The following is a 23,571-nucleotide window of genomic DNA, read 5'->3' on the forward strand; positions in this document are numbered from 1 at the left end:
CGACGCCCGCGCACAAGACCTCCCGAGCCCTCGACACCCCTTGGAGGAACAGCAGATGCAGGACGAACGGACCCAGGTCCTCGTCGTCGGCGGAGGCATGGTCGGCCTGTCGGCCGCCGTGTTCCTGGCCTGGCACGGTGTGCGGCCGCTGCTCGTGGAGCGCCACGCCGAAACCCTGATCCACCCCCGGGCCCGCGGCATCAACGCACGCTCCGTCGAGCTGTTCCGCCAGGTGGGCCTGGAAGGCACCCTGTTCGCCGAGCGCGGCGAGGGCATCGTCGCCTCCGACGAGGACTCCTCCCGGATGCTCGTCGCCGAGTCCCTCGCCAGCCACGACCACGACTTCGTGGATCTGGCGACGGGTGAGGCGGAGGGCGCGAGCCCGTGCGAGTGGTGCCCCATCGACCAGGACCGGCTGGAGATCGCGCTGCGCGGCCGGGCCACCGAACTGGGCGCCGACATCCGCTTCAGCACCGAGTGCGAGGAACTGACCCAGGACGCCGACGGCGTCACGGCCGTACTGCGCGACCGCGGCACCGGCGAACGCCGTACCGTGCGGGCCTCCTACGCGATCGCCGCGGACGGACAGCGCAGCCCCCTGCGGCGTGCGCTCGGCATCCCCGTGGATGGCCCGGGCATCCTGCTGCACACCCTGTCCATGGTCGTCGAGGCCGACATCGACAGCGTCCTGGGCGGCCGCCGCTTCGGCTTCGCCTACCTCGACAGGCCCGAGAAGGGCTCGGTCATCTTCCCGCACGACGGCGCCAAGCGCTGGTGCTTCGGCGTGCCCTACCACCCCGACCGGGGGGAGGCCGTCGAGGACTATCCCGAGGAGCGCTGCCTGGAGCTGTTCCGCCAGGCCGTGGGAGTCCCGGACCTCACCGGCCGCCTCATTCCCCAACTGCCCAGCGACGGAACCACGGTGCTGCCCTTCGTCATCGGTGCGCACTGTGCCGAACGCTTCGCCGAGGGCCGGGTCTTCCTGGCCGGCGACGCCGCCCGGATCGTGCCCCCGACCGGCGCGTTCGGCGGCAGCACCGGCATCCAGGACGCCCACAACCTCGCCTGGAAGCTGGCCGCCGTGCTGCGCGGCGACGCGGGCGAGGACCTCCTCGCCACCTACGACGCCGAGCGCCGCCCCGTCTCGGAGTTCACGATGGAGCAGGCCATGGCGCAGATGGTGGGGCGCACCGGCAACCAGGCGGCCGACGTCGGCGGCGTGTACGTCCACGACTGGTGGTCGGTGATCCTCGGCTACCGGTACCGCTCGGCGGCCGTCCTGTCCGAGGACGACGACGACCGCCCCGCCTACCCGCCGCACCTGCTGACGGGCCTGCCCGGCACCCGCGCCCCCCATCTGCCGCTGGAGCGCGGGGGCGAGACCCTTTCCACCCTCGATCTGTACGGCCGGCGCTTCACCCTGGTCACCGGAGCGGCCGGCGAGGCCTGGGCGACCGCCGCGGCCCGGGCCCGCGAGACCCTCGGTGCGGGTCTCGACCTGTACCGGGTGGGCACGGACGTCCAGGACCCCTCGGGCCGCTGGGCCGACCGGCACGGCGTCAAGGACGACGGCGCCGTACTGGTGCGCCCCGACGGATTCGTCGCCTGGCGCGGCACGGACGCCACGGGCGCGGACGACCGGCTCACCGACGCGCTCGCCCAGGTGCTGGCCGTGAAGCGCTAGGCCCCGTCGGCACCGCGCCGAAGAGCACCTGCCTCACCCCCTTCACCCACCTCCCAAGGAGATTCGCCATGTCCGATCTCGCCACGCGGTTCGCGGAACTCGTCGTGTTCGTCGACGCCACCCCCAAGGACGACCTGGAGAAGCTGCTCGCCGAGCGCCCCGGTGGCGTCGAGGCGGTCCTGGACACCGTCTACGAGAAGCTGGCCTCCACCTTCAACCCGGCCAAGGCGGGCGGCGAGAAGGGCACCTTCCAGTACGAGGTCGCCACCGCCGAGGGCACCAAGGAGTACTACCTGCACGTCGAGAACGACACCTGCGTCGTCGGACACGGCACCCGGGAGGGCGCCGACGTCGTCATCGGCATCAAACTGGTCGACATGCTGCACCTGGCCACCGGGAAGCTCAGCGGCCAGAAGGCGTTCATCACCGGCAAGCTGAAGCTGCGCGGCAACGCGTTCTTCGGTATGAAGCAGGGCGAGTGGTTCGACTGATGCTGCGCACCCAACTCGAGTCCGCCGCCGCGCCCCTGCTGGAGAAGATCAAGGACCATCCCTTCTTCGCCGGGCTCCGGGACGGCACGCTGGACGGGGCCGCGCTGCTGCACTTCGCGCGCCAGGACGCCGACTTCCTGCTGCCCGCCTACGGCCGCGCGCTCGCCCGTACCGCCGCCCTCGCCCACGACAACGGGCATGCGATGGTGCTGGCCCGGATGGCGGTCGGCACCCTGGAGGCCCGGCAGGCCATGGCGATGGGCTACGACATCATGGCGGCACAGCTCGGCGACGGGGACGACTCCTGGCGCTCCACGCCGGCCGACCCGGTCACCCACGCGTACACCTCCTTCTTCTCGTCGGCCGCCGCCAGTTCGCTCGCCGAGGCGATCGGGGCCCTGCTGCCCTGCTCCTGGTTCTATCTGAGCATCGCCGACGACCTGCGGGAGCGGCACGACCCCACCGCCCGCTACGCGGACTGGGTCAAGGCCCTGCACCCCGGCGACGACTACCGCGACGTGCTGGGGGAGTTCCTGACCGTCGTCGACGAGGTGGGCGAGCGGGCCTCGGCGGACGACCGGGACCGGCTGACGCACACCTTCCTGACGGCCGCGCGCTACGAGTGGTCCTTCCTGGACGCGGCCCTGAACCGACTCGACTGGCCCGTCTGACCGTCCGGCTCCCGAACCGACTCGACTGGCCGTCCGACCGTCCGGCTTCCGAGCCGCCCTACTCGCCGATCGGAGGGGCGCATGCGCCTAGGACTCAATCTCACCCGCTTCAGCTGGCCCGGTTCGCCGGAGAACCTCGGACCGGTGCTCGGGCGGATCGCCCGCACCGCCGAGGAGGTCGGGTTCGACAGCTTCTGGGTGATGGACCACTTCTTCCAGACCCCGCTCAACCGCGGGCCCGAGGGCGCCTGTCCGGAGGCGTACGCGACTCTCGGCTTCGTCGCCGGGCAGACCTCCCGCATCCGCCTCGGCACTCTGGTGACGGGCGTTGTCAACCGGCACCCCGGGGTGCTCGTGAAGACCGTCAGCACGCTCGACGCACTCTCCGGCGGCCGGATGTACTTCGGCATCGGAGCCGCCTGGTTCGAGGAGGAGCAGCGCGGCCTCGGCATCCCCGTCGTACCGAAGGCGGAGCGCTTCGAACGCCTGGAGGAGGCCGTCCGGATCGCGAAGCACATGTGGGCGGGGAACACCGAGCCGTACGAGGGCCGGCACTACCGCCTGGAGCGGCCGCTCAACGAGCCGAACACCCCGCAGCGCCCGCACCCGCCGATCCTGATCGGCGGGCAGGGCCCGAAGAAGACCTTCGGGCTGGTGGCACGCTACGCCGACGCCTGCAACGTCTACGAGCTTCCCGACCCGGAGATGATCCGGGACAAGCTGGCCAAGCTGCCGCCGCAGCACCCGATGCGCCGCAACGCCCACATCAAGCCGACCGAGGTGATCCGCGGGCAGTTCGCGGTGCTGCGCGAACGGTGCGAGGAGGCGGGCCGGCCGTACGGCGAGATCGAGAAGACGACGCTGGGCACGGGCGCCCTGACCAGGGATGGCGCCGACGGCTCGTACACCGTCAAGGGCGCGATCGAACGGTTCCACCAGCTCGCGGAGCTGGGTGTGGACCACGCGATCGTGGAACCGCCGAATCCGGCGGAGGAGGGCGCGCTCGACCTGTGGGCCGAGGTGGCGCCCGAGGTCGCGAAGATCGTCCCGGCGGGGCGGTAGCGGCATCCGACGACGACTGGGGCCGGAGCGTGCGCCGCACGCTCCGGCCCCGGCCGTGTCAGGACTCCGGCATCCCTTCGGCGTCAGGACTCGGGAACCTCGCCGTCGGCGTCGGGACGGCGCCGGCCGACCCTGCGGCGGACCGCCGCACTCCACCGGTCCATCCGCTCCCGGCCCACACCCAGGTAGCGCAGCACTCCCAGCAACAGGAGCAGCAGAGCGAGTGTCACGGCACATGCCTCCCTCGAAGTCGCCGTCGTCAGAACTCGCCGCTGACCGTCGAGGCCAGATAGCCCGCCAGGTCCGGGGCCTCGGGCCGCACCACGTGCCGCACCCAGGCGTCCCGCTCGTGCGCCATCGCGACCATCTCCCAGATGCACGCGGTGGCGCCGTTCGGCGCCGGTTTCCAGTCGGCCGGGTCGTCCCAGGTCGACAGCCAGGTCCGCGTGTGCAGGATGACCCTGTTGCGGCTCCACCAGCCGACGACCGCGTAGCAGCCGTCCGGATCCTCGTGCAGCACGCTGTAGCCGTACGCGAGCGCGTCGCCGTACGCGTCGGGCAGCGTCCGCTCCACCGCGGCGCGTGCCGCCTGAACCACCTCCTCGGGCGGGGCCGGCCGGGTGGCCGAGATCCCGTAGCGCTTGACCGTCCAGCCCCGTACGCGATCGGGCGCGTAGGCCACCATGCGGCGGGGCGCGTACACCAGCGGAACTTCTCCCACAGCCATGCCCCGGAGGGTAGGCCGCGCTTCTGAGGGACCGCTGGTGACGGTCACAAGGCCCCTCGCCCCGACCATGAGCGGCCTTCGAGATGCCCACCAGCGCGCCGGGCCACGATGAGCGCGTCCACCGACAACGGGACGGCGCGTCCACCGACAAAGGGATGGTGCCAGGTGCGCAGGCTGAGCAGCGAATCCGCGGTTCTCACCGACGAGTACGCGATACGGATCGGACGGTGGAGCCAGTACCCGGGCAGCGACGCGCTGCCCTTCGACGCGATGTGGTGCGTCGTCCCGCCCGGCGGCAGCAGCGCCCTGGACCGCCATCCGGAGGTCGAACTCGCCGTCGTGGTGGGCGGGAAGGCGGCCTTCGCCGTCGAGGGCGGCGATCCCGAGCCCACACCGGTGGGCACCGCCGTCCTGCTCGACCCCGAGGAGCGGCACGTCATCCACAACCTGTCCGACACGGAGCCGGTGACGCTGCTGAGCATCTACTGGCTCCCCGGGGACGCCGCGGCCGGTACCGCCGGGGATGCCGAGGTGACCCGTGGCGGCCGCTGACGGCACGCAGGGGCCGGTCGTCGTCCTGAGCCCGCCGCCGACCCCGAACGGGCCGCTGCACCTCGGCCACCTCTCCGGGCCCTACCTCGCCGCCGACATCGCCACCCGGGCGGCCCGCGCCCGGGGCGAGCGGGTGCTCGCCGTGTGCGGGACCGACGACCACCAGAACTACGTCGTGACCAAGGGCGAGCAGCTGGGCCGCAAACCCGACGAAGTGGCCGACGAATACCGCGAGTTGATCCAGCAGGCGTTCTCCCTGGCCGGCATCGGCCACGACGTGTTCACCGCGCCGCGCACGGACGCCGGGTACCGCTCGGCGGTCCTGCGGTTCCTCGAGGAGATGCGCGAGGGCGGTCTCGTCCGGGACGGCTCGTGGACGATGGCGGTGTGCGAGACCTGCCGGCGCACCCTGCACCACGCCTATGCGACCGGCGGCTGCCCGGCCTGCGGCGCGTCCATGGGTGGCGGCACGTGTGAGGGCTGCGGCGGCTTCACGGCCGCCGCCGGACTCACCGATCTGCGCTGCGCCGGCTGCGGGGGCGTCCCGCGGCGGGTGCGGCACCACGGACCCGTGTTCGCCCTGGGCCCCCACCGGGAGGCGTTGACCGAGATCTGGTCCCGGGCGCACATCCCGCCCCGGGTGCGCGCCCTGCTGGCCCGGCTCCTCGAGCAGGGGCTGCCGGACGTCCCGGTCGCCTACCCCACGGACTGGGGTATCGAGACTTCCGACGGCGCCGAGCGGATCGACGTCTGGTTCGAAATGGGTCTGGCCTACCTGTATGTGATCGGACGTCACCTCGACCAGGAGGCCCGGACGCTGGCGGAGCACGCCCGGGCCTTCGCCGGGATCGGTGCCCTGTGGCCCTTCCTGGGCCTCGACAACGCCTTCTACTACGCCGTGCTGTTCCCGGCGCTGGCCGTGGCCGTCGGCGTGCCCCGCGACAAGGCGCTGACCGGGCTCGTGGTCAACGAGTTCTACCGGCTGGACGGACGGAAGTTCTCCACCAGCCGCGGCCACGCCCTCTGGGCGCACGAGACGCTCACCGAACGGGATCCGCGTGCCGTCCGCCTCTTCCTGTCCTGGGACCGCCCGGCCCCCTATGCCAGCAACTTCACCGCCGACGCCTTCGAGGCCAACGTACGGCGCTGGCCGCTGAGCACGACCGGGGCCGGGACCGGCGGTCCCCGCCAGGACCTCGCGATCGTGCACGCCGAACTGGACCGGGCCGAACACGCCCTGTCCTGGGAGTCCTTCGACCCGGCCCTCGCCGCCCGCTGCCTGCTGCCCGCAGCCCTGGACACCGGGCACGCACGGGCGCAGCAGCTGCTGGGTCTTCTCACCGGCCGCTCCGGCGGCCCCGGGCGCTGAAGGAGGGCCGATGCGGATCTGCGTCGTCGGCACAGGCATCGCCGGCACCCTGCTGGCCTGGCATCTGCTGCGGGCCGACCCGAAGACCGAGGTGGAACTGCTGGCCGCACCCGGCGAGCTGCCCGGCGAGGCCACGGCGGCCTCCGGCGGCCTGGTGCGCGGCTACGAACCCGATCCCGCCGCCTGCCGGCTCGCCTGCGAGAGCCTGGCCGAGCTGCGCTCGGACGCCCGGCTCGCCCAGTGGGCGCAGTACCGCGAGGGCGCCTCGGTGTACGCGCACGACGAACGGGAGACCCCGCAGCCCGTCGAGCAACTGGCCCTGATCGACAAGCATCTGACGGGCTCCGCGGACCTCGCCGACGCCGCGGCCCTGGGCCGGGATCACGGCATCACGGTTCCCGGCTACGCCTACGCGGTCGTCGAGCGGGCCGCCGGGCACATCCGGCCCGCCCGGCTGCGGGAGGCGGTCACCAAAGATGTGCTCGACCGGGGCGGCAGTCTCGTCAGCGGGCTCGTCCACCGCGTCCTCGCGTCCCCCGGCGGCGGGGCGTCCGTCGACTGCCCCGACGCCGAACGCCGCTACGACCTGGTCGTGCTGGCGACGGGCTGGCGGACCGGCGCCCTGCTGCGCCGCAGCGGACTGCCCGCCGACGCGCCACGGGTCAAGCTCATCCAGTACGACCTGTACACCGTCTCCGGCCGCCGGCCGCCGGGCTTCGTGGACGAGACGAGCGGCCTGTACGGGCGGCCGGAGGGCAGCGACGGCATGCTGCTCGGCGTGCCGAGCGACAGCTGGGGAGAGGCGGCTGAACGGCTGCGGGTCTCGCCCGAGCAGCGCGCCCGGGCCGAGGGTCACGCCGCCACCCGGCTGCCGGGCCTCGGGCTGGTCGCCCATCGGCGCACCGTCGTGGCGGCCGACGCCTACTCCGCCTCCGGGCTCCTGCGGCTGCGGCCCACCGGCCTGTCGTCGCTGTTCACCTTCACCGGCGGCAGCGGCGGAGCCGCCAAGTCCGCGCTCGCCGCGGGCAGACGGGCGGCCGGCCTGCTGCTCGGCGGCCCGCCCCACGACTGACCGCCCGCCCCGTCAGGACGCCAACCCCTGTGAGGAGTCGCCATGGCCCGCGCCGCGCGCCGCACCCTGGCCGGCATCTGCCCGGACCGGGTGATCACCCCGGACCATCCCCGTTACGACGCCACCCGTCTGCTCTTCAACGGCATGTACGACCACCATCCCGCGCTGATCGTGCTGCCCCGCACCCCCGGCGAGCTCCAGGACGTGGTGCGCGCCGCACGCGACACGGGGCTGCCCGTGGCGGTGCGCGGCGCCGGCCACAACATCGCAGGGTCCGGCGGGGTGGAGGACGGCCTGGTGATCGACCTGAGGCTGCTGGACCGGGTCGAACTCGACCCCGGTACCCGGACCGCGAAGGTCCAGGGCGGCGCCACCTGGGCGCAGTTCGACGCCACGGCCGCCCGGCACGGCCTCGCGGTCACCGGAGGCACCTTCGACACCACCGGCGTGGGCGGGCTCACCCTCGGCGGCGGCATCGGCCATCTGATGGGCAAGTACGGGCTGTCCTGCGACAACGTGCTGTCGTATTCCCTGACGACGGCCGAGGGCAGTCGGCTGGCCGTGGACACCGAGTCCGACCCCGAACTGGACTGGGCGCTGCGCGGCGCCGGCCACAACTTCGGCGTCGTCGACGAGTTCACCTTCCGGCTGCACCCCCTGGAGCGGGTGCACGGCGGTACCGTCGCCTACCCGCAGCACGAGATGGCCGCCGCGGTGCGGCTGTTCCGGGAGCTGATGACCGACGCGCCCGACGAACTGGTCTGCATCCTGCTGCTGGAACGGTACGGGCCCGCGCAGATCCCGGCCGCGGTGATGAGCGTCAGCTACTGCGGCACGGACACCGAGTACATCGCCTCGCTGGAGAAGAAACTGCGCGGCCCGGAGGTCCTCGACTGGCAGATACAGGAACGGCCGTACATCGCGATGCAGCAGATCCTGGGCCGGCTGCGCTACGGGCTGCGGCACTACTGGAGCGCGCGGTGCACCGCCGAGCTGCCGGACGAGCTGGTGGAGACGCTGGTCCAGCGGTTCAAGGCGGGCAAGTGGCGCGGAGACTTCAACGACACCGTCTACCTGGAGGCGTTCCACGGTGCCGTGCGCCGGGAGCCCGAGCGGCCCTCGGCGGTCCCGTTCCGCGCCGCGCGCTTCAATGTGACCGGCATGGCGATCTGGGAGCCGGCCTGGGCCGACGAGGAGCAGATCGCCTGGGCGAAGTCGGTGTCGGCCGCAGCGGAACCGTGGGCGGTGTCGGGCGACGGCTACATCAACTATGTGACGGACGGCGGTGCGGGCGGCGGCGGCGCCGCTCAGCGGGCGGTGCGGACGTACGGCGTCGAGGGCCACCGGCGGCTGACGGCGCTGAAGACGCGGCTGGACCCGGACAACTTCTTCCGGTCCAACTACAACATCGAGCCCGCCCGATGACCGCGCCGGCCGGGGGAGCCCCGGACTACAACAACCGGTTCTTCGTCTCCAGCGCGGCCGAGACGGCCGGCCCCGACCACGAGGTGCCGGTGGGCCACTACCACCAGGCCGGCCCGATCGTGTGGGCCGAGTTCCGCGGTGGGAAGGTGCTCATCGGCCGGCTCGTCGGCACCTGTGACCCGGACGGCACGCTCCATCTGGCGTACTGCCAGGCGCTGGACGGCGGCACGGTGGTGGCGGGGGAGTGCACCAGTACACCCGAGTTCCTCCCGGACGGCCGGATCCGGCTGCGGGAGGAGTGGCGGCGCCTCGATGCGGCGGGTTCGTCGGGCGTCTCGTACATCGAGGAAGTGGCCGCCGCGCGGAGGGCCGTCCTGGCGGAGGCGGTCCTCTCCCCGGAGGGCGCCTAGGGCGGGCGCGCCGGGCAGCAGGACGCGCCGCCGGGGATCTTCCTCCCCGGCGGCGCGTTCGTCCGTCCGGCCGGATCAGTTCCCGGTGTCCGCGCCCTCGCCGTCCCCGCCGTCCTCGCTCGGGTCGTACGCGTACTGGCTGCGGACGGGGACGCCCGCGAACTTGCTCAGCAGCCGGGCGAAGTCCTTGCGGTCCTTGGCGGACCAGTCCTGCATGATCTCGCCGAAGTACTCCTGACGCACCCGGTGCGAAAGGGAGGCCAGGTCCCGACCCGCCTCGGTCAGCTCCAGACAGGCGCGCCGGCTGTCCGCCTGGGACGGCACCCGCCGCACATAGCCCGCCTCGACGCTCGCCGCCACCAGCCGGCTCGCCCGTGAGGGGTCGACGGCGAGGCGCTCGGCGACCAGACCCACCGTCACCTCCTGGCCCGGCTCCTCGGGCTCCTCCTCGACGGCGTCGACCACAACGGTGTGCGTCAGGTCGATCGAGCGGTCGAGGCGGCTCGTCACAAACCGGCCCAGGGTCCGCTTCGTCTGGTTGCGCCGGATGCGCACCATGGCGCGCTCGACGGCGACCAGTGCCGGGTCCGGGGTGATTTCGGCGGTGAGAGGGGCCGTGGGTGCGGCCTCGGAGGCGTCGGAGGAGGCGGTCGTATCCACGGGCTTGGTCATGTCTCCCATGGTAGCCGTTGACGTGTGACTTTGGCAGTCCTATGCTGAACGCATGTAATTGACTTTGGCACGGATGTGCAATTGTCAAATAATCCTCGCTCATTCGTTTCAGGGGGCTGACCGTGTCCACCGCCCACGAGGCGCGCGACGGTGCCGTGACACCGCAGGCGACGCCGGCCATGAGTCACCAGCAGGTGATGCTCGTCTACTTCGGTCTGTTGTTCGCGATGCTGATGGCCACCCTCGACTCCTCCATCGTGGCCACCGCAGTGCCGACGATCGTCGGCGACCTGGGCGGCCTCGACCGCATCGGCTGGGTCGGCGCGGCGTACATCCTCGCCACCAGTGCGGTGATGCCCCTCGCCGGCAAGCTGGGCGACCTCCTCGGCCGCAAACCGGTGTTCCTCGTCTCCACCGTCGTCTTCCTCGCCGGGTCCGCGGCCTGCGGAGCGGCCCAGACGATGACCCAGCTCATCGTCTTCCGGGTGCTCCAGGGCATCGGCGGCGGCGGAGTGATGGCCGCGATGTTCGCCCTCACCGGCGATCTGTTCAGTCCCCGCGAACGCGCCAAGTACCAGGGGTACTCGGCAGGCGTCTTCGCCCTGTCCGCCATCGGAGGCCCCCTCGCGGGCGGCTTCTTCTCCGACCACCTCACCTGGCGCTGGGTCTTCTACATCAACCTGCCCATCGGCGCGGTGGCCCTCGCGCTCGTCGCCGTCTTCCTCAAGGGCCGTACGCGAGTGGAGCGTCCTCGCATCGACTACCTCGGCATGCTGCTGCTCTCCGGCGGACTCGTCGCCCTCGTCCTGGCCGCCAACTGGGCGGGCACCAAGTACGCCTGGAGCTCCCCGGTGGTCATCGGGCTCTTCGCCGGCGCCGTCGCACTGCTGGCCGCGTGGGTCCTCGCCGAACGCCGTGCCGCAGAGCCCGTCGTCCCCCTGCACCTGTTCCGGGACTCCACCTTCGACATCTGCAACCTCGTGTCCCTGATCGCGGGCCTGACCGGCTTCGGACTCGTCTTCTTCCTGCCGCTGTACCTCCAGATCTCCTCGGGCGCCACGGCCACCAACTCGGGCCTGCTGCTGCTCCCGATGATGTTCGGCCTGATGATCGCCTCCTTCGGGGTCGGCGGCGCCGTCGCCAAGAGCGGCCGCTACAAGTGGTTCCCGGTCGCCAGCATGGCCGTGTCCGGCATCTCCGCCTACCTGCTCTCCACCATGGACGCCGACACCGGCAGGCTCACCTCCGGCTTCTACATGTTCCTGCTCGGCGTGGGCGCGGGCCTGTCCCAGCAGGTGGTCGTCGTCGCCGTGCAGAACGCCGCACCGCCCCGCGACATGGGCGCCGCGACCTCCACGGTCACCTTCAGCCGCATGCTGGGCACCTCCTTCGGCGTCTCCGTGTTCGCCACGATCCTCAACCACCGGCTGGCGCACGAGATCCCCGCGTACCTCACACCGGGCGAGGCGCGGCGCCTGCCCGCTGGCGGCTCCATCGGCCCCGAGTGGCTCAAGCACCAGCCCCAGGGCCTGCGCGACGGACTGGCCCAGGCGTACGCGCACGCCCTCAGCCCGGTCTTCCTGACGGCCGCAGTGATCCTCGCCGTGGGCTTCGTCGCCTCCCTGTTCCTCAAGGACGTCGTGCTGGAACAGCGCGGCTGGGGCGGCGCCGACACCGATACCCCCGCCGAAGCCGCCGGCTGACCGGCGGGGGCTTCCCCCGTCGTCCCTTCCCCGCCGTCCCCCGGGCGGGGAAGGGACGGCCCCCTCCCCGGACGCATCTCCCGTCCCCGCCCTGCACCTCCGTACCTCCACAACCCCGCCTCACCGGGCGGGTCGGGAAAGGAAACACCATGCCGTTCTGGAAGCGACTCGCGGCCTGGCCCGCGGGCTCCCGCACCAAGTGGGCGGTCCTGCTCCTGTGGCTCTTACTCGCCTTCGTGGCGGGGCCGCTGGGGTCCAAGCTCACCTCGGCCCAGAGCAACGACGCCACCGCGTGGCTGCCCAAGAGCGCCGAATCGACCCTCGCCTTCGAGGCGGGCAAGCGCCACTTCGACGTCGGCAACACCCTGCCGGCGGTGGTGGTCTACTCCCGCGACGGCGCCGTCACCCCCGAGGACCAGGCGAAGGCCGACGCGGACCGCGCGCGCTTCGCCCGCTACAGCGACAGCGCCCTCGCACCGGTCGCCACCTCCCAGGACCACAAGGCGCTGCTGCTGACGGTCCCGCTGACCATGCACGGCGACGACGGCTTCAACAAACTCGTCGACCACGTCAAGGACATCCGCCACCAGGCCCGTGCGGGCGCCCCCGGCGGACTCGAGGTCAGCGTCACCGGACCCGGCGGCTCGGCCGCCGACCTCGCCGGCGTCTTCGGCGGCGTCGACGGACCGCTGCTGCTGGCCACCATCGCCGTCGTCGCCCTCGTCCTGCTGCTGACCTACCGCAGCCCCGTCCTCTGGCTCGTCCCGCTCCTCGCCGTCGGCCTGAGCGCGGCCCTGGCCAACGCCGTCGTCTATCTGCTGGCCACCCGCGCGGGACTCGTCGTCAACGGGCAGAGCGCCAGCGTGCTGACCGTGCTGGTCTTCGGCGCGGGCACCGACTACGCACTGCTGCTCATCGCCCGCTACCGCGAGGAACTGCGACACCACGCCGACCGTCACGAGGCGATGGCCCTCGCCCTGCGCCGGTCGCTGCCCGCGATCCTCGCCTCCGCCACCACCGTCACCCTCGGCCTGCTCTGCCTGCTGGCCGCGCGCATGAACTCCACCCGCGGTCTCGGCCCGGTGGCGGCCGTCGGCATCGTCGTGGCCTACCTCGCCATGACCACCCTGCTGCCCGCTCTGCTGGTGATCCTCGGCCGCTGGCTGTTCTGGCCGTTCGTGCCGCGCACGGGTGCCGACACGACACAGGACGCCGAACACGGCACCTGGGGACGCGTCGCCCGCTGGGTGGCCCGCCGTCCGCGCACCGTCTGGATCTTCGGCGCCGTGGCGCTGGCCGCCTGCGCCCTCGGCGGCCTCGGCCTGCGCACCGGACTGACCCAGGCGGACTCGTTCACCACCACCCAGGAGTCCGTCGTCGGCCAGACCACCGTGGCCCGTCACTTCCCGGCCGGCTCGGCCGCCCCCTTCGACGTCTACGCGGCAGCCGACCACACGAGCGAGGTCACTTCGGCCCTGGAGCACACCCGGGGCGTCGCCCGCGTCCTGGAACCGCAGCGCTCCGGCGACTGGGTGCACCTCAAGGCCGTGCTCGCCGACCCGCCCGACACCAAGGCCGCCGAGCGCACCGTCGAGCGCGTCAGGGACGCGGTGCACTCCGTGCCCGGCTCCTCGGCCCTCGTGGGCGGCGACACCGCGACCCGTCTCGACACCGCCCGCGCCTACACGCACGACGAACGGACCGTCATCCCGCTCGTCCTCGCCGTCGTCTTCCTGGTGCTCGTCGCACTGCTGCGGGCCCTGGTCGCGCCGGTACTGCTGCTCGCCAGCGTGGCGCTGTCCTTCCTCGCCGCCCTCGGCGTGTCCGTGCTGCTCTTCCGCGGTCTCGGGCATCCCCGTTCGGACGAGTCGCTCATCCTGATGGGCTTCCTGTTCCTCGTCGCCCTCGGCGTGGACTACACCATCTTCATGGTGACCCGGGCCCGGGAGGAGGCCGCCGTACGAGGCCATGCACCCGGTGTGGTGCGCGCGGTCGCGGTGACCGGCGGTGTCATCACCAGCGCTGGGCTGGTGCTGGCCGCCACGTTCTCCGTGCTCGGCGTACTGCCGGCGGTGAGCATGCTTCAGATGGGGCTGCTCGTCGCCGTAGGCGTCCTGTTCGACACGCTGCTGGTGCGCACCCTGCTGGTCCCCGCGCTCTCCCTGGACGTCGGTCCCCGGCTGTGGTGGCCGAGCGCGCTCGCCCGCCAGGCCGGCGCGCGCACAAAGGCCCGGCCCACGATCCCGGCACCGGGAGCGGCGCGGTACGGGGAGGCCGGAGAGCCCGGCTCATCCGAGTCCGCCGCCGTGCACCCGCGCCGCTGACCCCGCCACCGATCCCGCCGCCGACCACCACCCGACTCCCGTACGACATCGGGGACGACTGCCGAGGAGGCACGATCACCATGGCCGCACCCCACCACCACCGCATCGGCGATCAGGAGCGGGAGGCCGCCGCACGGCAGCTGGGCGAGCACTTCGCAAGCGGCCGTCTGACCAAGGGCCAGCTGGACGAACGGCTCGCGGTGGCCCTCACCGCCGAGACCGCACCGGCCCTGCACGAGGTGCTGCGGGACCTGCCGGATCCCTCCGACCCGTCGTCAGGCCCGCAGCGCCGGGGCCGATGGGCCGCTGTCACCGCCCGTCTGAAGGCGCGGCGGGGCCGCCGGGCCGTGGCCCTCACCCTCGCCGCCTGGGCGGCCGGCGGTGCCCTCTACGGAGCGGACTGGCTGCTGTCCTGGCCGGGCCGCCTGCTGCTCGTGGGCGGGATCGCGGTGGCGCTGCTGGGCGGCCGCCCCCACCGCACCGGCCACGAGGGCCGTCCGGGCCGCGTACGGGGCGGCCCGGGCGGCCACATCCCGGGCGCAGGCCGGTCGATGGGCCACGGCGGACCCTTCGGCCACGGCGGCGCGGGCCTCGGCCGGGGCGGCGGACGCCTGGGCCGAGGCGGCCGCGGCCATGGCTCGAACCCCCGACTCCCGTCAGTGTGACATCCCCCGCGCACTGACGGGCCACGTGGCCCGGGGAGCTCGTCCGACGGTGTCGGCCGCGACGTGCTCCCCGGGCCACACCCGTGCCGCCGACGCCCCGGCACGCCGGCCCGAACCGCCCGGACGGCACGCCCGGATGGAACCGCGCAACCGGAACGGCCCGGCCGGGACCCGCCCCCACGACGGGCCCGACCGGGCGCACCCCGCTGTCCCTCACCGCGTTCAGCCGGCCGGCGCCGCCTGCGCGCGAGCCACCCGCTCGATCCGCTCCTTGATGGCGCTCATCTGCACCTTCGTGTTCTTGAGCAGATGGTCGGCCATCTCCGGGTCACCGAAGGGCAGTTCGTCCCGCACGTGGAAGTCCTGCACCCACCGCATCTCGACCCCGCCGGACATGACCACCCGGTACTCCCAGAAGATGTTCATGTACGCGAAGGGCCCGGTCTCGATCCGGTGCGCCCGTACCGTGCGGGTCCGCACGTCGGTGGTGCGCTCCGACACCCACGACCGCTGGATGCCCTCCTCGTCCGGATGCATCGTCAGCCGGAACCGCACGGTGTCGCCGTCCCGGTCGAGGACCTGCACCGACGCATACTCGGTGAACAGATCCGGCCAGGACGCGACGTCGTTCGTCATCCCCCATACGAGGTCCATCGGGGCGTCGATCACCACCGAGGACTCGGTGTGCCCGGCCGCCACGGTCAGGCCCCCGCCTTCTGCGCGGCCACGTACTCGACCAACGCGCCCGGGGTCTCGATGTCGTTGAGCGCCTCGTCCGGGATGGTCACGCCCAGCCGCCCCTGCACCTGGGTCACCACCTCGAGGACGGCCAGCGAGTCGTACCCGAGGTCGGTGAACGCGGTGTCGCGGATGTCGCCGTCCAGGTTGATCGATTCACCCGTGCCCACGCAGTGCCGCATGATCTCGCGGAGGCCGTCGAGGGTCAGTTCGTCCATGTCTGTCTCCGTTCCATGACGAGTCGTTGAGGAGCTGAGCGCTTGCCGGGGCGCGAGGCGGGAGCCGTCGCCGGCTCCCGCCTCGCGCCCGCCGCCCGTTCCGGTCAGGCGACGGCCTTGACCACCACGGCCGCGTTGAACCCGTTGTAGCCACGGGCGATCACCAGCGCCGTACGCACCCGCGCCTCCCGGGGATCCCCGAGGACCAGATCGACCGGGCAGTCGGGCGAGACGTCGGTGACGTTGAGCGTCGAGGGGATGACCCCGTGCCGCAGGGACAGCAGGGCCGCGACGAGGTCGACGGTCGGCCCGGCCGCGTACATCCGGCCCGTGGCCGTCTTCGGGAGGGTCACCGCCACCCCGCGGGGCCCGAACACACCGGCCAGCGCCTCGCATTCCAGCCGGTCCAGGCGCGGCACGCCGTAACCGTCGGCGAACACCACGTCCACGTCCTGCGGAGCCGTCCGCGCGTCGGCGAGTGCACCCTCGATCGCACGCCGGAGGTTCGGTCCGCGTCCGGTGCGCGGGTGCGGGTCGAACGCGGTGGCGTACCCGGCGATCTCCCCGTACGGGCGCACCCCGCGGGCCTGTGCCGAGGCGGCCTCCTCGACCAGCAGGATCGCTCCGCCCTCGCCGGGCGTGTACCCGTGGGCCGCCACGTCGAAGGGAAGGTAGGCGCGGTCGGGGTCCGTGCTCAGGCTCACCAGCCCCGGCGGGATCTGCCCGACCAGACCGGAGGGGGAGAACGACGAGTCGGTGCCGCCCGACAGCGCGAACGTACTGCCGTTCCGGATCACCCGCCGTGCCTGCCCGACGCAGTCGAGACCGCCGGCCTGGTCGGTGATGAACACCCCGCTCGGCCCGCGCATCCCGTGCCGGATGGAGATCTGGCCGGAGTTGGCCGCGTAGAACCAGGCGATGGCCATGTACGCGCCGACCTGGGAGGGGCCCTTGGAGTACAGGTTCTGCATCTCCCGCTGGCCGAACTCGGCGCCGCCCGTCGCGTTGGCGGTGACGACGCTCATCTCGTACTCGGGCTGCTCAGCCGGGTCCAGTTCGCCGTCGCGCAACGCCTCGTCGGCGCAGACGAGTCCGTACTGGGTCATCAGCGCGGTCTCCACCACCACCCGGCTGGGCAGCAGATCGCCCGGGACGAAGTCCCGCACCTCGCCGATGACCTTGATGGGATAGCCGGAGGGGTCCATCCGCGTCATCGGGCCGAGCCCGCTGCGGCCGTCCAGCGCCGCCGCCCAGTAGGCCTTGGTCCCGATGCCGGTCGGCGCCAGCACGCCGAGACCCGTCACCACCGCTCGGCGTGTCATGCGTACGTCCTCTCCGGCGCGGCCACCACGATGGCGCTCTGGAAGCCGCCGAACCCGCTGCCGACGCTCAGCACGGCGTCGGTGCGCTGCTCGCGGGCGGTGACCGGCACATAGTCCAGATCGCACTCGGGGTCGGGCGTGGACAGATTCGCGGTCGGCGGGATCGCGTCGTTGTCGATCGCCAGGCAGCAGGCGGCGACCTCGATGGCGCCGATCGCGCCGAGCGAGTGCCCGATCATCGACTTGATGGAGCTGACCGGCGTTTCGTACGCGTGGTGGCCGAGGCTGGCCTTGAACGCCGCCGTCTCGTGCCGGTCGTTCTGCTTGGTACCGGAGCCGTGCGCGTTGATGTAGTCGATGTCCTCCGGGTTGAGGCGCGCCTGGTCCAGTGCGACCCGGATCGCCTCGGCCATCTCCCTCCCGTCGGGCTTGAGTCCGGTCATGTGGTAGCCGTTGGCCCGGCTCGCATAGCCGCGCACCTCGCAGTAGACACGGGCGCCGCGGCGGCGGGCGTGCTCCAGCTCCTCGAAGACCATCACGGCCGAACCCTCGCCGAGGATCAGCCCCTTGCGGTCGCGGTCGAAGGGCCGGCACGCGTGCTCGGGGTCGTCGTTGACGGTGGACTGGGCCCGCAGGGTGTCGAAGCACGCCACCGTGACGGGCGAGACCGGTGCGTCCGTGCCAGCGGCCAGCACCACGTCGGCGCTGCCCTCCCGGACCAGTTCGAAGCCGTGACCGAGCGCATCGATGCCCGAGGTGCAGCCGGTGGACACCAGCGCCACCGGGCCCTCGGCGCCGATGGTCCAGGCGACTTCGGCCGCCATCGAACTCGGCACCATCACGTCGTACAGCTGGGGCACCGCGTACTCGGGGTCCACCAGCCACTTGCGGCCGCCGTCGCTGAGGACGACGTATTCACGTTCCATCAGTTCGGTGCAGCCGATGGCGTTGCCGAGCGACACGCCCACCCGGGACGGGTCCAGCGCGTCCGCGCCCAGACCGCTGTCGGCCAGCGCCTCCCGCGAGGCGACCAGCGCCAGCTGGCCGGCCCGGTCCAGTCGGCGGGCCTCCTGCGGGGTGAGCCCGTTCGCCGCCGGGTCGAAGTCGATCTCGGCCGCGACCTGGCAGCGGAAATCGGACGGATCGAAGTGCGTGATCCGCCGGGTCATCGAGCGACCGGCCATCAGCGTGTCCCAGAACGCGGGAACGCCGAGGCCGCCGGGGGCGGCCACGCCGATACCGGTGACGACGACACGCCGCTCGCTCATGCGTGCCCCCCGACCTCGGGGAGGCCGCCCTCACCGGGCAGCTCCTCGGTGTCCACGTGCCCCAGTTCGGGGCGCGGGGCGAGCGGGCCGAGGAAGAAGACCGCGAACATGTCCTCCTCGCCGTCGTTGTCCATGCGGTGCCGCACGTTCTTCGGCACCATGAACGAGTCGCCGGCCGACAGTTTGATCGGCCGTCCGTCGAGGCGGAGCGTCATCTGCCCGCTCACGACGTAGAAGAACTCCTCGGAGTACGGGTGGTAGTGCTCGGAGACGAACTCCCCGGGCAGCAGGGTCCCCGCACCCATGAAGCCGGCGGTGGCGCCGCAGGTCTTCGGGCTCAGGAGGACGCGCAGGTCGCCGCCCCGGCGACGATTCGGCTCCACGTCGGCGAACGCGACCTTCCCGGGTTCTGTCCGCGGGGCTGGGGGCATGGCAATCTCCTTCTCCGACCAGGTGGGGCCCCGTCCACACAGCGGCACGCCAGGGCCGAGTCGAAGAATGTCAACGGGCCCTCCAAGGAGCCTGGGGAGCATCTGAAGGCCACCGGCCGGGAGCTCCCCGATGGCGGCTTCCCCGGCACCGCGCGAAGATCGGAGGGGGACGCCGCCGCGGGTCCGGCGCTGCCGCGGCCAGGCCTGCCGTGCGCCTGCGGGTGGGCGCGAGGGGGCGGGCGCCGCAGCCGAGACCGTGACGGCGGCAGTCTGCCGCGCTGCTCGCGCGGGCGCAGGGGCCGACGCACCGGGTGCCGACGCCGAGGTCCTGCGCCTCGTCCGCTCGGGGCCCGCGCCCTCGCGCGCCCCGAGCGATTGTGGCAGCCGCTCCCGGCCCGTCCGTGTCGGCCGAAGGTGCCGGTGACGGCGGCCGGGCGCCGGTGCGCGGGCGCTACGGCCCGCTGTGGGCACCCACGACATGCGGATTCCGCCATTCGGGCGCATCCTGAAACGGCCCACCAACCAGGCCGCACAGGCCGACCACCCACGGGAGGTCCTGTGATCCTGCTTGCTCTGCTCGCGCCGGTCCTGATGATGGCCTTTCTCTTCGGTATGTCCGCCCTCGAGGAATTCCTCTTTCTGCGCCCGACCTCCACGGACGAGGTCAGCCCTCCGGCCGACGAGGCGGAGACGCCCTCGCCCTGACGGCACGGAGGGGACGGGCGTACGGATGTGAACTGACGTTCGTATCCATTTGCCGGTGGATGCCGCTGCCGTCGGCCGTCCCCGGCGGGTCCCTCGGGAGTGTGCGGTAGGGTTTACCTGCGTGATCACGCGGTACACCGCGGAAGACGCACCGGGACGTGGCGCAGCTTGGTAGCGCACTTGACTGGGGGTCAAGGGGTCGCAGGTTCAAATCCTGTCGTCCCGACCAGCTTCACGGCAGGTCGGAGGCCGTTTTCTCAGCGATGGGAGGACGGCCTTTGCCGTGTTTTCGGGCAGGGCGGTCCCGGTGTGGTGGGGCCTGTACAGCGGCCGCTGTCAGTCCCCGCTGTCATCATCCCGCCATGTTCTACGACGCCTTGGTGGCCGCATCCCGCAGGAACGACCCGCTCGACGACGTCAGGTCAGCCGCGCTTCACCGCGTCCGCTGGCTCGTCGACCTTCTGGAACGCCAGCGCACGGAGTCCCGGCCGGGCGCCGTCATGTGGCAGAGCACGGAGGAGTACGAGCGATACCGGGCGATGTGCGCGGCGACCCAGGCAGAGATCGACGGGCGGCTGGCGGCATGCGGGGACGAGGAGGGCAGGGCCGCGGTCCTGTGCCTCCTGCTGGCCGCCTGCTTCGACGACACCTACCTGTGGCAGTACGGCACCGAGATCAAGCCCCTGATCTCACGCCTGCGCGGCTGGACGCCGGACGAGGTCACGGTGATGCTGCTCCGCGTCGCCGAGTACGACATGGGCTTCTGGTTCGCCGAAGCGCTGGGGATGGTGCTGAAGGCCGCCGAGGGACTCGGCGCCGACGGCCTCCGTGCGATCGCGCCGTGGGTACGCCGTGCCCACGCGGACCTGATGACCACCGATGTGGGCACAAGCCGGCGCGGACCGCTCGCCAAACGCCTCCATGCGCTGCTCGCCCGCGTGGACGAGGCGCACATACCCGAGGGGCTGATCCCCGCGTACGCCCCCTGGGCCGCCGCACTGCGCGACCGTGCGAACGCATCGCCGACGCCGGAACTGGCGCGACTCGTGCGGCATCTGGCGGCTCTGTCCGGGCCGCGTCCCGCCCAGCGGTGGCGGCGGACCTGCATCGAGCTCGCCGACGCGGCGTCGGCGCGCGATGTCATGGCCGCCGCCCTTCGGGAGCTGGCCGAGGGCCAGGCCCAGTGCAGCAGGCAGCACGGTTCGGGTACGGGCTGGGTCGACGGCGACGCATTCCACCACCACTACGTCGTTCATCACCACGACGGTGACCTGGCACGCGGCATCGTCTGGGCGGCCGCGCTGGCCGGCGGCCCGGCCGCGGTGCCGTACCTCGCCGCGCTCGCCCTGCGCACCGGCGGCCCCGGGACCGGCGTGATCGAGGACCTCAAGCTCGCGGGGGCGGCGATCAACGCGCTGGCCGAGATCGGTGATCCGGCCGCCCTGGAGGCCCTGTGGCGGCTCCAGACGCAGATCAAGCACCGGGCACTGCGCAAGCAGCTCGACACCGCGCTGGTGACGGCCGCCGGGAGACAGGGCATCACGGCGGAACAGCTCATCGAGCGCAGTGTGCCCGGCCACGGCCTGGCACCAGACGGCTCGCTGGAACGCGACCTCGGCGCACACCGAGCCCGGGTGGCGATCGAGGACGCGGTGACGGTGCGGCTGACCTTCACCGGTCCCGACGGGCGGACGTCCCGTACCGCCCCGGCGGCGGTGAAGGACGGATGCCCGGACCAGCTCAAGGAGCTGAAGGCGCTGGCCAAGGAGGTGCGCGGCACGTTGTCGGGCGAGCGGTCCCGGATCGAGGCGCTGATGTCGGCCGGGCGCAGCTGGCCGTACGACGAGTGGTGCCGCCACTATCGCGACCATCCGGTCACCGGCGCCCTCGTCCGAGGCCTGATCTGGGAGTTCCAGGGTGCGGACGGTCCCTGGCGCGCGGTGGCACCGATGAGCGAACCGCCCGGCGAGCCCGAGCGCGTCCGGTTGTGGCATCCGATCCGGGCATCGGCGGACGAGATCAGGAAGTGGCGGGCGAGGATCGTCGCGGAGCGGTTGCGGCAGCCGTTCAAACAGGCCTTCAGGGAGATCTACCTGCTCACGCCGGCGGAGGAGGAGACCGGCGTCTACTCCAACCGGTTCGCGGCCCATATCGTCCACTACCGGCGGCTCTACGCGCTGTTCAAGGAACGCGGATGGCAGGCCAACTTCCTCGGCCGGTACGACGGCGGCTACGAGGGACGGGCACGGGCCGAGTTCGGCGACGGCCAGTGGCGGGCGTGCTTCTACCACGAGCCCGCGGCGGAGGACTACGGCGATTACGCGCCCGACCACGCCGCGACGGACCAGGTCCGCTTCGAGCGGCGGGACGGCAGGCGCTGGCGGGAGACCCCGCTGGCCGAGGTGGAGCCGCTGGTGTTCAGCGAGGCGATGCGCGATGTGGACCTCTTCGTCGGCGTCACCTCGATCGCCGCCGATCCCGACTGGACCGACCGGGGTGAGAACCGTTATGCCGCGTACTGGCGGACAGCCACGTTCGGCGAGCTGACGGCGAGCGCCGAGGTCCGCCGTGAGGCGCTGGAAAGGATTCTGCCACGCCTGAAGATCGCCGACCGGTGCTCCCTCGAGGGCCGGTATCTGGTGGTCCGGGGCGGCCTGGCCACCTACAAGATCCACCTCGGCTCGTCCAACATCCTGATGGAGCCGGACGACGCCTACCTCTGTATCGTCCCGTCGCGCCGCCCGGGCGGCGGCACGGTGTTCCTGCCGTTCGAGGACGACCGGCTCTCCCTGATCCTCAGCAAGGCGTTCCTGCTCGCCGCCGACACGAAGATCACCGACGCGACCATCCTCCGCCAGATCAAGCGAGGTGCCTGATGAGCACCGTGACCTTCCGGGACGAGACCGCAACCGGCAAGCCGGTCGGCGAGTTCGAGGTCGCCGGGCTGCCGGAACGGATGACCGTACGGGAGCTGATCAGGCTCCGGGTCCGCGAGGAGGTCGCCCGGCACAACGCCCGCCCGAGCGACCGGTTCAACGGCCTCGTCCGCCCCGACGACGCCGAGAGGGAGCTGAACGGCTACCGTCTCCGCGAGCCCCGCCGCATCGACTGGGAGCACCAGGCCGAGATCGCAGAGCGCGCCTTTCTCTCCAACGGCTTCTTCGTGCTGGCAGGGGACCGCCAGGTCGAGGACCTCGACGAAGTCGTGGATCTGACCGCCGATCCCGATCTGGTCTTCATCAGGCTCGTCGCTCTGGCCGGAGGCTGAGAGACGGGGCGCACCCCGGCCGGTACCACGAGCCCGTGTGGCTCGGCGGCGCATCCGGCCGGGTGCTCAGCCGTGGGCCGCCCACAGACCGCGCACATGACCCAGATGCCGTGTCATCACCTTCCGTACGGCCTCCTCGTCTCCGTCCAGCAGGGCGTCCAGGAGTTCGAGGTGCTCCTGTGCCGAGGCGAGCAGGCGGCCGGTCTCCACGAGGGCGGTCAGCCCGTACAGGCGTGATCGCTTGCGCAGGTCGCCGACGACCTCGACGAGGTGGGCGTTGCCGGCGAGGGCGAGCAGGCCGAGGTGGAAGCGGGTGTCGGCCTCGACATAGGCGATGAGGTCCCCGGCGGCCGCCGCGGAGACGATCTCCCGCGCGGCCGGCCGGAGGGCCTCCAGCGAGATGCGGTCCGCGGTCCCGGCCAACGCGACCGTGGTCGGGATCTCGATGAGCGAGCGGATGTGGGTGTACTCGTCCAGCTGCTTCTCGGAGACGGCGGTGACACGGAAGCCCTTGTTGGGGACGGTGTCGACCAGGCCCTCCTTGACCAGGTCGAGCATGGCCTCGCGCACGGGGGTCGCCGAGACGCCGAAGCGGGCGGCGAGCGTCGGCGCGGAGTACACCTCGCCGGGGCGCAACTCGCCCGCCACGAGGGCGGCGCGCAGCGCGTCGGCGACCCGCTCGCGGTAGCTGCTCTTCTTGCCGCCCAGCGTGGGCAGGGCGGGAGCGGCGGACGGCGAGCCGGTGCGCGGGGCGTCCATGGGGGTGTCTCCTCGTATGGGCACGTTCCGGGGCT

General features: G+C 72.3%; 24 protein-coding genes and 1 tRNA gene. 16 read left to right on the forward strand and 9 right to left on the reverse strand.

What is annotated here, in order from left to right:
• The first annotated feature begins 55 nt into the window (after window positions 1–55).
• The 4 genes from ABZ876_RS25150 to ABZ876_RS25165 all read left to right on the forward strand — a co-directional run bounded on the left by ABZ876_RS25150 (window position 56) and on the right by ABZ876_RS25165 (window position 3,908).
• Complete coding sequence (locus tag ABZ876_RS25150; RefSeq protein ID WP_361785328.1) at window positions 56–1,684, forward strand: FAD-dependent oxidoreductase; 1,629 nt, start codon at window positions 56–58, stop codon at window positions 1,682–1,684.
• A gap of 68 nt (window positions 1,685–1,752) precedes the next feature.
• The gene (locus ABZ876_RS25155) at window positions 1,753–2,175 is read left to right on the forward strand and encodes an SCP2 sterol-binding domain-containing protein (protein ID WP_361785331.1); all 423 of its coding nucleotides are present in this window, start codon (window positions 1,753–1,755) and stop codon (window positions 2,173–2,175) included.
• Complete coding sequence (locus ABZ876_RS25160; protein ID WP_361785334.1) at window positions 2,163–2,846, forward strand: TenA family transcriptional regulator; 684 nt, start codon at window positions 2,163–2,165, stop codon at window positions 2,844–2,846. The genes ABZ876_RS25155 and ABZ876_RS25160 overlap by 13 nt, the downstream gene beginning before the upstream one ends.
• Before the next feature lie 81 nt (window positions 2,847–2,927).
• A complete protein-coding gene (locus ABZ876_RS25165) occupies window positions 2,928–3,908 on the forward strand; it encodes an LLM class F420-dependent oxidoreductase (protein ID WP_361785337.1) in 981 nt (326 codons plus the stop codon).
• Between the two features lie 83 nt (window positions 3,909–3,991).
• Here the strand turns inward: ABZ876_RS25165 and ABZ876_RS25170 are convergent, their stop codons facing one another.
• Entirely contained in the window at window positions 3,992–4,138 is a 147-nt protein-coding gene (locus tag ABZ876_RS25170) for a hypothetical protein (protein ID WP_361785340.1), read from the reverse strand.
• Between the two features lie 29 nt (window positions 4,139–4,167).
• Window positions 4,168–4,635, reverse strand: coding sequence for a hypothetical protein (locus tag ABZ876_RS25175; RefSeq protein ID WP_361785343.1), 468 nt, complete (start codon window positions 4,633–4,635; stop codon window positions 4,168–4,170).
• Between the two features lie 165 nt (window positions 4,636–4,800).
• Between ABZ876_RS25175 and ABZ876_RS25180 the strand changes: the two genes are divergently transcribed.
• From ABZ876_RS25180 to ABZ876_RS25200, 5 genes are read left to right on the forward strand one after another with little or no spacing between them, the layout of a single operon-like run.
• Window positions 4,801–5,187: a cupin domain-containing protein gene (locus ABZ876_RS25180; protein ID WP_361785345.1), complete on the forward strand. Its 387-nt coding sequence runs from the start codon at window positions 4,801–4,803 to the stop codon at window positions 5,185–5,187.
• Window positions 5,174–6,556 (forward strand): class I tRNA ligase family protein, encoded by a 1,383-nt coding sequence (locus tag ABZ876_RS25185; RefSeq protein ID WP_361785348.1) that lies wholly within the window; start codon window positions 5,174–5,176, stop codon window positions 6,554–6,556. Before ABZ876_RS25180 ends, ABZ876_RS25185 begins: the two co-directional genes overlap by 14 nt.
• A 10-nt stretch (window positions 6,557–6,566) precedes the next feature.
• Window positions 6,567–7,628: an FAD-dependent oxidoreductase gene (locus tag ABZ876_RS25190; RefSeq protein ID WP_361785351.1), complete on the forward strand. Its 1,062-nt coding sequence runs from the start codon at window positions 6,567–6,569 to the stop codon at window positions 7,626–7,628.
• Window positions 7,629–7,670: 42 nt separating this feature from the next.
• The gene (locus tag ABZ876_RS25195) at window positions 7,671–9,053 is read left to right on the forward strand and encodes an FAD-binding oxidoreductase (protein ID WP_361785354.1); all 1,383 of its coding nucleotides are present in this window, start codon (window positions 7,671–7,673) and stop codon (window positions 9,051–9,053) included.
• Window positions 9,050–9,463: a hypothetical protein gene (locus ABZ876_RS25200; protein WP_361785357.1), complete on the forward strand. Its 414-nt coding sequence runs from the start codon at window positions 9,050–9,052 to the stop codon at window positions 9,461–9,463. The genes ABZ876_RS25195 and ABZ876_RS25200 overlap by 4 nt, the downstream gene beginning before the upstream one ends.
• A gap of 75 nt (window positions 9,464–9,538) precedes the next feature.
• Here ABZ876_RS25200 and ABZ876_RS25205 read toward each other — a convergent pair whose 3' ends face one another.
• Entirely contained in the window at window positions 9,539–10,135 is a 597-nt protein-coding gene (locus ABZ876_RS25205; protein WP_361785360.1) for a MarR family transcriptional regulator, read from the reverse strand.
• A gap of 122 nt (window positions 10,136–10,257) precedes the next feature.
• Between ABZ876_RS25205 and ABZ876_RS25210 the strand changes: the two genes are divergently transcribed.
• The 3 genes from ABZ876_RS25210 (at window position 10,258) to ABZ876_RS25220 (ending at window position 14,827) form a co-directional block, all read left to right on the forward strand.
• A complete protein-coding gene (locus tag ABZ876_RS25210) occupies window positions 10,258–11,838 on the forward strand; it encodes an MDR family MFS transporter (protein WP_361785363.1) in 1,581 nt (526 codons plus the stop codon).
• A 149-nt stretch (window positions 11,839–11,987) separates the two neighbouring features.
• The gene (locus ABZ876_RS25215; protein WP_361785366.1) at window positions 11,988–14,162 is read left to right on the forward strand and encodes an MMPL family transporter; all 2,175 of its coding nucleotides are present in this window, start codon (window positions 11,988–11,990) and stop codon (window positions 14,160–14,162) included.
• Between the two features lie 80 nt (window positions 14,163–14,242).
• Window positions 14,243–14,827, forward strand: a complete 585-nt coding sequence (locus tag ABZ876_RS25220) for a DUF1707 domain-containing protein (protein WP_361785369.1) — start codon at window positions 14,243–14,245, stop codon at window positions 14,825–14,827.
• Window positions 14,828–15,049: 222 nt separating this feature from the next.
• Here ABZ876_RS25220 and ABZ876_RS25225 read toward each other — a convergent pair whose 3' ends face one another.
• From ABZ876_RS25225 to ABZ876_RS25245, 5 genes are all read right to left on the reverse strand, one after another.
• Complete coding sequence (locus tag ABZ876_RS25225; protein WP_361785440.1) at window positions 15,050–15,481, reverse strand: SRPBCC family protein; 432 nt, start codon at window positions 15,479–15,481, stop codon at window positions 15,050–15,052.
• 47 nt (window positions 15,482–15,528) lie between these two features.
• Complete coding sequence (locus ABZ876_RS25230) at window positions 15,529–15,783, reverse strand: acyl carrier protein (protein WP_361785372.1); 255 nt, start codon at window positions 15,781–15,783, stop codon at window positions 15,529–15,531.
• A gap of 104 nt (window positions 15,784–15,887) precedes the next feature.
• Window positions 15,888–17,105, reverse strand: coding sequence for a ketosynthase chain-length factor (locus tag ABZ876_RS25235; RefSeq protein WP_361785375.1), 1,218 nt, complete (start codon window positions 17,103–17,105; stop codon window positions 15,888–15,890).
• The gene (locus ABZ876_RS25240; protein WP_361785378.1) at window positions 17,102–18,373 is read right to left on the reverse strand and encodes a beta-ketoacyl-[acyl-carrier-protein] synthase family protein; all 1,272 of its coding nucleotides are present in this window, start codon (window positions 18,371–18,373) and stop codon (window positions 17,102–17,104) included. The genes ABZ876_RS25235 and ABZ876_RS25240 overlap by 4 nt, the downstream gene beginning before the upstream one ends.
• The gene (locus ABZ876_RS25245) at window positions 18,370–18,804 is read right to left on the reverse strand and encodes a cupin domain-containing protein (protein WP_361785381.1); all 435 of its coding nucleotides are present in this window, start codon (window positions 18,802–18,804) and stop codon (window positions 18,370–18,372) included. The genes ABZ876_RS25240 and ABZ876_RS25245 overlap by 4 nt, the downstream gene beginning before the upstream one ends.
• Window positions 18,805–19,362: 558 nt before the next feature.
• On the opposite strand from ABZ876_RS25245, the gene ABZ876_RS25250 reads away from it, so the two are divergent.
• The 4 genes from ABZ876_RS25250 (at window position 19,363) to ABZ876_RS25265 (ending at window position 22,777) form a co-directional block, all read left to right on the forward strand.
• Window positions 19,363–19,509 (forward strand): hypothetical protein, encoded by a 147-nt coding sequence (locus tag ABZ876_RS25250; protein ID WP_361785384.1) that lies wholly within the window; start codon window positions 19,363–19,365, stop codon window positions 19,507–19,509.
• Between the two features lie 152 nt (window positions 19,510–19,661).
• Window positions 19,662–19,738 (forward strand) — tRNA-Pro (locus tag ABZ876_RS25255).
• 133 nt (window positions 19,739–19,871) lie between these two features.
• Complete coding sequence (locus tag ABZ876_RS25260; protein ID WP_361785387.1) at window positions 19,872–22,385, forward strand: DUF4132 domain-containing protein; 2,514 nt, start codon at window positions 19,872–19,874, stop codon at window positions 22,383–22,385.
• Window positions 22,385–22,777, forward strand: coding sequence for a hypothetical protein (locus ABZ876_RS25265; RefSeq protein ID WP_361785390.1), 393 nt, complete (start codon window positions 22,385–22,387; stop codon window positions 22,775–22,777). The genes ABZ876_RS25260 and ABZ876_RS25265 overlap by 1 nt, the downstream gene beginning before the upstream one ends.
• 66 nt (window positions 22,778–22,843) lie before the next feature.
• Here the strand turns inward: ABZ876_RS25265 and ABZ876_RS25270 are convergent, their stop codons facing one another.
• Window positions 22,844–23,536, reverse strand: a complete 693-nt coding sequence (locus tag ABZ876_RS25270) for a GntR family transcriptional regulator (RefSeq protein ID WP_361785393.1) — start codon at window positions 23,534–23,536, stop codon at window positions 22,844–22,846.
• Window positions 23,537–23,571: the final 35 nt, after the last annotated feature.

This window comes from Streptomyces sp. NPDC046931 (assembly GCF_040644655.1).
Taxonomy (GTDB): Bacteria; Actinomycetota; Actinomycetes; order Streptomycetales; family Streptomycetaceae; genus Streptomyces.